Annotated in this window: 11 protein-coding genes; 4 read left to right on the top strand and 7 right to left on the bottom strand. The window is 67.5% G+C overall.

The annotated features are described in order from the left end of the window. The first annotated feature begins 241 nt into the window (after window positions 1–241). Window positions 242–622, top strand: coding sequence for an Imm32 family immunity protein (locus IE321_RS39215; RefSeq protein ID WP_226652878.1), 381 nt, complete (start codon window positions 242–244; stop codon window positions 620–622). A 107-nt stretch (window positions 623–729) separates the two neighbouring features. Here the strand turns inward: IE321_RS39215 and IE321_RS39210 are convergent, their stop codons facing one another. Beyond that, on the bottom strand, window positions 730–1,164 hold the full coding sequence (locus IE321_RS39210; RefSeq protein ID WP_190226442.1) for a DUF7674 family protein: 435 nt from the start codon (window positions 1,162–1,164) through the stop codon (window positions 730–732). Between the two features lie 305 nt (window positions 1,165–1,469). On the opposite strand from IE321_RS39210, the gene IE321_RS39205 reads away from it, so the two are divergent. Together IE321_RS39205 and IE321_RS39200 are read left to right on the top strand one after the other, a co-directional pair. Beyond that, entirely contained in the window at window positions 1,470–2,144 is a 675-nt protein-coding gene (locus IE321_RS39205; RefSeq protein ID WP_190226441.1) for an Lsr2 family DNA-binding protein, read from the top strand. A gap of 186 nt (window positions 2,145–2,330) precedes the next feature. Continuing rightward, window positions 2,331–2,474 carry a hypothetical protein gene (locus IE321_RS39200; protein WP_190226440.1) on the top strand — a complete coding sequence of 48 codons (144 nt, stop codon included), beginning with the start codon at window positions 2,331–2,333 and terminating at the stop codon, window positions 2,472–2,474. Window positions 2,475–2,688: 214 nt separating this feature from the next. Here the strand turns inward: IE321_RS39200 and IE321_RS39195 are convergent, their stop codons facing one another. The 6 genes from IE321_RS39195 to IE321_RS39170 form a co-directional block, all read right to left on the bottom strand. Beyond that, window positions 2,689–3,231 (bottom strand): hypothetical protein, encoded by a 543-nt coding sequence (locus tag IE321_RS39195; RefSeq protein ID WP_226652879.1) that lies wholly within the window; start codon window positions 3,229–3,231, stop codon window positions 2,689–2,691. Window positions 3,232–3,287: 56 nt separating this feature from the next. Beyond that, window positions 3,288–4,556, bottom strand: a complete 1,269-nt coding sequence (locus tag IE321_RS39190) for a DUF7224 domain-containing protein (RefSeq protein ID WP_190226438.1) — start codon at window positions 4,554–4,556, stop codon at window positions 3,288–3,290. Between the two features lies 1 nt (window position 4,557). Then, entirely contained in the window at window positions 4,558–5,301 is a 744-nt protein-coding gene (locus IE321_RS39185; protein ID WP_190226437.1) for an ATP-binding cassette domain-containing protein, read from the bottom strand. 109 nt (window positions 5,302–5,410) lie between these two features. Next, window positions 5,411–5,581, bottom strand: coding sequence for a hypothetical protein (locus IE321_RS39180; protein ID WP_190226436.1), 171 nt, complete (start codon window positions 5,579–5,581; stop codon window positions 5,411–5,413). Between the two features lie 1,063 nt (window positions 5,582–6,644). Then, the gene (locus IE321_RS39175) at window positions 6,645–8,255 is read right to left on the bottom strand and encodes a hypothetical protein (RefSeq protein ID WP_190226435.1); all 1,611 of its coding nucleotides are present in this window, start codon (window positions 8,253–8,255) and stop codon (window positions 6,645–6,647) included. A 206-nt stretch (window positions 8,256–8,461) separates the two neighbouring features. Further along, window positions 8,462–9,445 carry a site-specific integrase gene (locus IE321_RS39170; RefSeq protein WP_226652881.1) on the bottom strand — a complete coding sequence of 328 codons (984 nt, stop codon included), beginning with the start codon at window positions 9,443–9,445 and terminating at the stop codon, window positions 8,462–8,464. A gap of 30 nt (window positions 9,446–9,475) precedes the next feature. On the opposite strand from IE321_RS39170, the gene IE321_RS39165 reads away from it, so the two are divergent. Then, window positions 9,476–9,823, top strand: a complete 348-nt coding sequence (locus IE321_RS39165; protein ID WP_190226434.1) for a helix-turn-helix transcriptional regulator — start codon at window positions 9,476–9,478, stop codon at window positions 9,821–9,823. Window positions 9,824–9,909 lie beyond the last annotated feature (86 nt).

The raw sequence follows: 9,909 nt of genomic DNA, 5'->3' as shown, positions 1-9,909 counted from the left end.
AACCGTGAGCCTGAGACTTTCCTCGGTACTCAACATGATGCGAACCTAACCCACTCCATGCGCAATATGCATAGAAGATGCGTGTATTGATCGCTGGATGTGTGTACGAGCGATGAGCTCGCTCCGCCCTGACGGGGCGGGCCGCGTTTGAGATCTGCCGCAGAGCCGCAGACCAGGCAGAGTCCGAAAGGCCGGCACGCCGGGCTTTGCTCGGTACGATCGGCAGGTAGGAGGGGGCGTGATGTTGCAGGTTCTGTACAGCAGGGACACCCGAGAGGTTGAGCTATCGGGGACGCGTGAAGGGCTGCTGGCGTTCGGGAAGCTGCTGCGGGGGAAGGCCGGGAGCTGTGGTCTCTCGGAGAACCAGCGTCCCTTTCCCTACGAAAGGTCGCTGTCCGGGATCGTGTTCCGGGAGGATCCGGAGCGGGCCGGCGTTTCGATCGTCACGGAAGCCCAGATCCTGAGGATCCAGGGAGGGCGGGAAGCTCTCGACCTCCTCGCCGACAGCCTTGAGGGGTTCGCCTCCGAGGCGGATGCAAGCGATCATTGCCACGTCGACTCCCCGACATACGACTACATCGCTCCGGAATCGGACCCGCTGGTGATTGCGTTCATGAAATGAGCGCAGAGCCTTCGACCGCACCGCAGTCGAGCCCGTAGGCCTCAGTGCGAGAGAGCGATCGTGGGCCTGGGCGGGTTGCCGGTCGGCCCGCTCTCCAAGGCGGCCGCTCAGCCGCTCAGCGGCGGCAGGCCATGCTCGTACCCCTTGACCGCGTAGTCCTTCAGCATGCTCGACACACCGTCCCTGCTCTCTCCTTTGAGGAAGGGGATCGCCGTCGCCAGATAGCCGGGGGATTCGAGAAGGTACTCCAGAACCTGCCAGTACACGGCACCCTGCACGAAGATACCGGGAGTCTCGTACATCTCTTCCACAAGATCAAAACAGCGCCGCAGCAGGTCTTCATCGAGCCGTTCCTCGGCCAGGGCCGGCTGCAGCACAGCCCTGGTGAAAAGATCGAGAAGATTCGCATACAGATCGGTATCGGTGTCTTTCTCCGGCGGCGCCTCGCCCGCTCCCAGTTCGTACTTCTCTTCCACAAAGGGACGCGCCTCGGGAATCCTGTCCACCAGCAGCGTGAGGAAAGAATCAGCGTCGGCCATCATGAAATCGCCCCTTCTCCTACAGCCATGCGGCAGCCTGCGGAGGCACCCGGTCCACCCCCTCAGGCACGAGAAGCAGTATGGAGGGGCGGCTCCCCCATCCACAGCGGGGACCATCCCCCCAGGCACCTCGGATCGGCCAGCATGAAGGTCCGTCGGCGATCCGAGGGCAGGGAGGGGGAACGCTGTGGACGGGCCATGAAGCAGGCCCGAACAGGTCGGACCCGCCCCGTGGCCGGCGCTGGCCTGTCTGGTCGGGCTGTTCCTGGCCTGCGTCGTACTGACGAACTTCACCGCCAAGGAATCCTGTGACCAGCCTCGCCACCCTCACCCAGCTCGTGCCGCCCCCGGCACGCCCGACTCCCACAGACTGGAACACGGTCGAAACCCTCCTCCAGACCCCCCTGCCGACCGACTACAAGCAACTCGTCGACACCTACGGCCCCGGCTCCTTCTGCGACTTCCTCCACCTCTCCACCCCCCACCGGAGCAAGGAAGCCGTCGACCTCACCGGGCCCATGCCCGCCCGGCTGCGCGGGCAACTGGCGAAGGACCTCGACAGCGGCAAGTACCCCGTGCCGCACCGTCCTGAAGACCTCTTCGCCATCGGGGTGACCGACAACGGCAACCACCTCTTCTGGATCACCACACCAGAGAAACAGCCCGACGCCTGGACCGTCACCGTCGACGAGGCCGACGGGCGCACCTGGCACACCCACGAGGGCAACCTCACCTCGTTCCTCGTCACGCTCCTGAGCGGCCACGAGCACCCGCCGGTCTTCCCCCGCGACCTCCTCAGCCGCGGCGCGTTCTTCACCCCCGCGCCTCCGGCCGCCCCCGCCACCCCACCCACGGCCAGCGCGGGCGGTTCGAGCACCAGTACTGCCGCCATCCGGGAATGGGCCCGAGCCCAGGGCTACGACGTACCCGACCGCGGACGCATCCCCGCCCCTGTCATCCAGGCATGGGAACAAGCCCACTGAGTCGGGCACCCGGATCACACTGCCGTGCCCCGGCCTCTTCAACGCCAGGCCTACCCGCAGTCGGCGCAACGGACGTGAGCAGATGCTCCTGCGCCTGCCCCGGCCGGGTGACGGCAGGCGGCACCGGACCCGGCACCCCGATGACATCTGTGCCGTTCTGTCCAACGCTCCCACGAGGAGTGGCAAATGATGAGCAGCCCGCTGCGCGTGATGGTCGCGCTCGCCGTCGCCACGCCCGTCGCGATGGCGACCGCGACCTTCGCCCATGCCTCTCCAGCCGCGCTGCGCTCAGCCCGGCCGGCGCCGTTCGTTGGCGGCATGGCTGTGTAGGTGAGAGGCGGTTGAGACGTCATATATCTCTCTCAACGGCACAGGAGCCTCGTGCGTTGCGGTCCGCCAGCCTCACCCGATCAGCGGCCACTCTCAAGAGGCTCAGCCAGCTGGAGCCGGGGCGGCAGGCATCATGTTCGTCATCACGACCGTGCTCTGCCGGCCAGCCAGCTCGACCCCTTCCGCGGGTGTGTCCGGGCTTTGATCCGGTCGGTCAGGGCTGGGCGGCAATCGTGAGGGGCGGCCGTGACCACAGGGCTGCTGTTGCCGCTCCCACGGTCAGCAGCCCGATCGCCGCGAGGAATGCGAGAGCCGAGTCGGCCGGGTGAAGGAGCCAGGCCCAGGGCTGGGGCGAACCTCCAGGCCGCCAGCCGCCCGCGGCAAGGACGAGGGGGATCGCAGCGAGGACGCCTCCCGTGACAGGCGGTCCCAGTGCTGGAAAGAGAAGCAGAGCGATCCCTGTGTATCCGGCGATGTTGCGGCCAAGTACCAGGGCGAGTTCGAGGTCGAGCATGAAGTAGCAGGCCGCGGCCGTGAGAGCGCCTCCTGTCGCGACGGCGAGGCCGAGGCCTGCGTCCCAGATCCGAACGCGGCGTGCGGCGACTCCTTCAGTCTGCCTGTCGGCTCGCCCGAGGCCGTACAGGAGCGTCACCGCGGGGAGCAGTGTCATGAGGTGGGCGAGGAGGAACTGGCCGGACTGTCCCGTGAGGACGGGGATGGGTAGTTCGAGGTTTCCCGCGACCAGGCCGAGGAGCATGGTGCCGGTGGTGGACGCAGCGAGGAGGGGAACGGCGCGGATCTTGCACCACCAGATCATCCCTTCCCCCTGGAGACGGTCGCAGGCGGCGGGGTGTTGCAGGAGGTCAGTGCTGCACGGGTCTGCTGGTACCAGACGATCTGTGTGGCGGGCGGCAGCGTGCGTACCTTCGTGGCGATCCGTGCTTCGTCGGGCCCGAATCGTCCGGCGACGGCTTCTTCCGGGACGCCTGCTGTGGCGTAGAGCCAGGCGGCCAGGGGGCCGGCGGCTACGGCGGCGGGGTACGGCTCGCCGTTGAACGCACATGCGGGAGGGGAAGGGAGCAGGCCGGAGGCGACGCCCGCAGCGATGTCGGCTCCGTGCGTGTCTGGGCCGATGCCGAGTTTGAGTTCATCCGCTGCCGGGCGGGCCGCCATGGTGAGCGTGCTGGGCAGGAGCAGGCCTGCTGTCGTCAGCCGTGCGGCTGCTGCACGTGCCTCCTGGTGCACCATCTGCGGGTTCGCGACCTCGGGCCAGAGGCAGACTCTCGGCCGCTCGGTGTCGTCGCAGACAAGGGCGTCGGTGGAGCGTGGCTGGAGAGGATCGGCGCCGAGGTCGCGGGCGACAAGCCAGGTGGCGAGCACGCCGCCGGCCACGAGCGTGAGGGCCGCGGTCAGAGCAACAGGCGTACTTCCGCGGTAGATCAGGGTGAGGGCTGCGGCGGAGACGGCGGTGGCGAAGAAGATTGTTCCGGCCAGGGCCCGGGAGTCGACCGACGTGTCGATCGAGCAACAGTTGCTGAGACCGCCGCCCACCAGGTACCGCAGCCACATGATGCTCCATGACGCCGGGTAGGCCCCCACGAAGAAGCTGCCGATCAGCGCGACCGGTGGGGCCAGCACGCGCGGCATGACGCGGCCGAGGACATAGCCGGCCAATGTGTGTGCGACGAGCATCGCGGCCACGGCGCCAAGGATGCCGAAGTCGGGCAGGCCGAGTGGCACGTCGGCGGCCGCAGCGGACGTCGCGAGCGCCACGAGGATGCCCGCCAGTCCCATCACCAGCACCGGCAGCAGCACAGGCACCGCAATGGCCAGCGGTCCGCGGACCGCCGGCTGCTCGAAGACCCGCCCCTTGGTGAGGCGCGCGCCTTCCCACGCGGCGGCAGCGGCGCAGGCAGCGGCAACGAAAGGCAGGGCGAAGGCGGCACTGCCGGTCGCCGACGGCCAGTAGCGGGGAGTCACCCAGGCAGACAGATCGTCTCCGAGGGCAAGGAAGACGAACCCGGCCACAAGCGGCAGCAGGACGGTCGCGGGGGACGACCTCACAATGGTGCGCACCAGCACGTCAGACCTCCCTGCCTACGAGGGCCGAGTACGCGGCTTCGGCGCTTTCCCGCGGCGAGCTGAGATGGGAAGCCAGCGCGTGGAACTCCTGAGTGGTGCCCTGGAAGCGGACCTGCCCGCCGGCCAGGACCATCACGTCCTCGTAGAGGTCGGCCAGGTCCTCGGTCTGGTGCGTGGAGACGACGACGCTCACCGCCCGGCTGAGTTCCGCCACGAGATCACGGAACACGCCGCGCTGTGTGGGGTCCAGCCCGGCCGTCGGCTCGTCCATCAGGATGAGCTCGCTGCGGTGGGTCAGGGCACCGGCGATACCCATACGCCGCAGCTGGCCGCCGGAGACCTGGTGACTCTTACGGTCAGCCAGTTTCTCCAACTGCACCCTTGCGAGGGCTCGGGCCGACTCTTCCCATGCGGAGGACCGGGACAAGCCCTTCAGCCATCCCGCGTAGGCGACCTGCTCCCTGACGGTGAGTCCTGGGATCGGGGTGATCTGCTGCGGGATCCAGGCCACTGCCTTGCGGTATCTGGCGCGTTCACGCTTGGAGGACGCTGCGAGCCCGTTCCAGGAGACCATGCCGGCAGCCGGTGTGAGGTGCGAGGCAGCCAGCGACATGAGCGTGGACTTCCCCGCTCCATTCGGCCCCAGGAGCACTGTCGCGGAGCCTTCGATCCGGGCAGTGAAGTCCGAAAAGACATCGGCCTTCGTTCCGTAGCGGAAAGAGAGGCCTTGGAAGATCAGAGCCATAGCACGCATTCCGCTGCACTCCAGGGGAAGCAGCTTTTCTGGTGTTCCGGTGCACTGCCTGTGCCCCGAAGACGCGTATCCGCCGCCGGGGCACAGGCAGTATGGCGGGTCAGTACCGGGTGGTGAGAGTGTTGACCTTCAGATAACAGCAGTCGGTGAAGCCGTCGACTTCGAAGTAGTAGTTGCCGGCGGCGAGGTCACCCCAGGACGTAGTGTTGCAGTAGTTGGTTCTCGTGCCCTTGCTCTTGTCCGGGCCGAAGACGTCCTTCCAGACGATCAACGTGGCAGCCCTGAACGTGCGGCCCTCCACCGAGCATCCGCTGAACGCGACAGATGTACTGGTGGAGTCGGCGTTGGTGTCGTTCCACCGACGCGACTCGAATCCAGGCAGCACCCCCGACATGCTGGACGACCAGGAGCCCTCGGCGAACGCGGGCGTCCCAGCCGCAAGACCGATGACTGCCGCACCCACCAGCAGCCCACGAGATAAGCGTCGATCCATAACTTTCAGCCACTCCGTTCCATTGGTGACGTCACCGATGTGACGTGCAAGAACAGGAAGACGAACATGCCCCCCGACAAGGGAAACGAGTATTCGCTCTACTTCAGGCCGTAGCCGCCCGGCGATCACCAGATTCGACGCCAGGGGGGTTCTGGCTGGATCGAAGCGTTTAGTGTCGCGATCTGGATGAACCCAATACCTGAGAAGTCAGAAGTCCGTCAGGTTCACGCGCCACACAGGGGCGGAGGAGTCACACTCCGGCGGCGAAATGTTCCATTCGTTCCACCATCCCAGGTGTTTCCCTTCGCGCAACGAATAACAACCTTCCCCACCCTGAGTGCGGGGACAGCATGACTGCAGCTCTGCGGCATCCCCGACCCGGATTCATCTCGGAATCGCTGGAAGCGGGCACTCAGGGCTTTTCCGGACAGTTCAGCGATGGGCCTATTCCTGCAGACCTGCTGACGTACACGGATCACGTCGGCAACACGGTTGTACGGGCCAAGGAGAGCTGGACGACGTGCTCCAGCGCAGCTGCTCTGTCGCTTCATGCCCCCGACTGCAACGGCGAACTGTTGGTCCACACCCCAAACTCCCCGTGGTGACTGTCCCGACTGTTCTTGAGTTAGCTCAGGAATGGTGACGAGATCCCGTCCGATCGCAAGATCGGGCGGGATCTTCGTCGTTTCGGGGGTCGTTCGATGCCTGTTCGGGGTGGTGGATGGCGGCGTATCGGGTCTGGCGGGTTGCTCGGCAGGTGCCTCACCGCTGCCGGGGCATGCGAACCGGCCCCGGTCGCCCGGGGCTGGTGATGGTGCTGTGCGGCTGTGACGCTGCCCGATCAGAGGCTGGCCGGCGGATGCCGCCCCATGTCGAGTGGTGTGGGGGCGGAAGACGAGTCGCGACCTGGGGCAGCCGGAATGGAATCGAAGTCGGCGTCGGAGAGTCGGGTGCCGGTGCGCTCGTAGAGCCAGGTTTCCAGGATGTCCAGGTTTCCGATGGCCAACATGATCGCGATCAGGATCGTCTGGGCCACCTGGCCGGGTGCTCGGCGGTGCATCGGGTTGCCGATGTCCATGTAGGCGCCCTTGAGGCGGCCGTTGAGGCCCTCGTTGTGGGAACGGATCGGCTTGTAGATCCGATCCCGGGTGAGGCTGAGGTAGTGGCTGTCCTGCCGGAACTTGGCGATCTTCAGGTCTCCGGCCGCGTCGACGGGGACGCTGATCGCGGAGGCCCCGCAGACGGCGGGCAGCGCCTCCTTGCCGGGAGGGTCCGTCCACTCTCTGTCAGGGAGCTGGACGGTCGGGCGAGCCGAGGCGTGGCTGGCGCGGGAGCGGAGATCCGCCAGTTTGATCACGGTCTGAGGCGGGCCCGAGGCGGTCGGTCGAGCAGGGCGGAGGCGTTCTCGGCGTGGACAGTTCACCGAAGGGGACGGCCCGGCCGCCGGGCATTGCAGGCGCACGGTTCCGCGGGCGTCGGCGTTCTGCTTGAGCTTGAGGAAGTAGGGCAGTCGCTCGGCGACCAGAGGTTTCAGATCGTCGAGCCGTCGGCGGAAGGTCTTGTCGTCCATGCCGTGAGTGGCCTGAGCCAGGGCGTTGGGGATGTGTGGGCAGGCGAGGGAGCCGTCGACCAGTACGGCTCCTTGCCAGCTGCCCTGGATGCCACGGTCGGCCGCCTTGTAGTCCAGGGCCAGGCGGTAGCCGAGTCGGCGTACCGGAACCTGAAAGTTCTCCGGCGAGCAGCCGGTGTAGGCCCGATCCGCGGCACAGATACCTGTCGGCAGTCGAAGCTCGGCGAGGTGCTTCAACACGGTGACCGCGTTCTCGCCCGTACGGACGGTTGGTGTGTCCAGGCTGAGGCCGAGGCAGAGCTGCGGGTAGGAGGGCGCGCGGCGGCCCTTCGCGGCCCCTTCGCCTGTGCGGGAGTGGGCGGCGACGAGCAGGCTCGCGCTGTAGCCGAAGATGCCCTTGTCGGAGCCGCCGCTGAAGTGCCAGCCAGCGGTGATTTCGACGGAGGCCGTGCCCGAGTAGTTGCTGTCCGGGTCGGCCAGAACCGGGATCGAGGTGGCGTCCACTCCCACGTCACCGGCCCAGTGCCGCATGTATCCGCGTTGCTGTGCCAGCCGGACCGGGACCAGTACGAGATCGTTCGCGAGCCGTTGGAGCCGGTTCGCGGCCGCGCGGCCGACAGCCTCGTCCCAGACAGCGGAGTGGATGTCAGCCTCCGCTTGGACCAGGCGCCGACGCCGGTCGCAGCGTGCCGGGTCGAGCGCGGTGGTGATCCGGTCCAGCCCCCGGTAGAGGCGACGACTGGCAGCTATGCACGCGCGTGCTGTGGACGGAGGCATCTCGGGGATGCCGAGCCAGGCGCGAGCTGTGGGCTGGAGACGGAAGTGCAGGATCCGCCAGGCGTCGGAGACCGTGGCTCGGCCCGTGTAGTACACGGCGAGCATCAGGCCAGCCAGTACGGTCCTGGGCCGTACGCCTGGTGGCCCGGGACGGCCTCGCAGCATGTCCTCCAGCTGTTGGGGCAGGCCGGAGCGGTCGAGGACGGTCAGCAGCTGTCCGACCTTGGAGTCGGGGATCTCGGTGAGCCGTCCAGGCCGCAGTCGTGGTCGCGCATGGCGGGCGGCCAGCTGGTCGGCTTCAGGCCGCGCCCTCACGAGCGGCGGCCACGCAGCAAGCGGATCACCTCCGCTCTGGGTAGTGGGGGCACCCAGTGGTGGTAGCCCGCCAAACCGGCAGGGGAGGCCATGCCCGCGGCGGAAGCGACCGCCTCCGGACTGATGCCCTCGGAAAGCCGGCCGACGATCCATGTCGACCGCAATCGCCGAGCGGAGAGCGGCGGCAGACCCGTGTGGGGCCGATGGCGGGCAGGCCAGGAGGAGACGAGGTTCTTGGCTGCCGCGACCTTCCGTCCCGGCCTGAAGAGGAATCCGGGTCCGGAGGTCTCTGCCAGCTCGGCCAGCGTGCCTTCCCAGTCGGAGTGGCACGCCACGAGTCGCCCGAGCAGCTTCTCCTCCAGCACCGCAACCCCACCGGAGGTCACGCGAACATGGCTGCCTCGCATGGGCGGGACCTCGCCCGGCATCAGGCCACACCCGGCTCCGAGTGCCATGAGGGCGAGGCCGTCGAGTCGAGCCTGGTCCGGCAGATGATTCGACCAATCCCGCAGGCGAGCCAACTCTCCGGCTCCATAAGGCGGCTGAGGAGTGCGAGGCGAGGAAAGCCGAGCCGGAGGGGCCTCCCCGCGCTGGACCCACACCAGAGCTTCCCGAGCCCGCCGCAGCCAGGTCCGGTAGGTCAGCACCGTCGAGTCCTTCACCTCAACGCAGCCCGACAGGATGAAGGCGTCGATCGTCTCGGTCCGCAGCCAGATTCCCGGGTCGCGCGGCAGCCCGCTCCGGTCCGCCCAGACCGCGATCCGGCCGATCACATGCAGCAGATGCTCCGCCGCGTAACAGGTGGCCGGAGCTGTCGCCGCCACGGTGGCTCTCACCAGCTCGGCGACCGGTCCCCACTGCCGGTGCGGCAGCCGGGGCCGGTAGTCGCGGATCTTGCTGGAGACCTCCGAGCTCAGCGTCACAGACCAACAGAAGCGGCTGGACAAGCAGCCAGTGAAGACGTCGAAGGCGATCTTCACGGAAAGGAGTGCATCGACATGGTCGGAGGTATGGCCCGCAAGACCGCGCCGCGAGACCTTGCCCGCGATCCGGAATCCTGGCCCGACTCCGCCGTCGACGACATCGCCGCCAGAGTCGTCCAGGCCATCGCCCGCGCGCTCGCGCTCGCCCTGGAGCGCGAGAAGCGAAGCCTGCGGCAGGTCTCTACCGGATCCGGGGTCAACCGGCAGGCCATCGCCGACCTGCTCGCCGGCCGATGCTGGCCGGACGTCGTCACCGTTGCCCGCCTGGAAGATTTCCTCGCCGTCCCGCTGTACCCGCGGGACGGAATGCGCAGTACGCATCAAAATCGGCCTTCCCGTTCCCAGGGAAACCCGCCCCAAGGAACGACGAAATAGGCCACGCGCCCCCGAGGCGAGGCGGATTGCTCTAAGGGCTGTCCCGTAACGCTTCGGGTGTCCCGGCTGCTACTTGTGAGGCGGCA

The organism is Streptomyces hydrogenans, assembly GCF_014656075.1.
Classification (GTDB): Bacteria; Actinomycetota; Actinomycetes; order Streptomycetales; family Streptomycetaceae; genus Streptomyces; species Streptomyces hydrogenans.
Note: the sequence above shows the minus strand (reverse complement) of the source record. Positions and strands in the feature narration are given on the sequence as shown.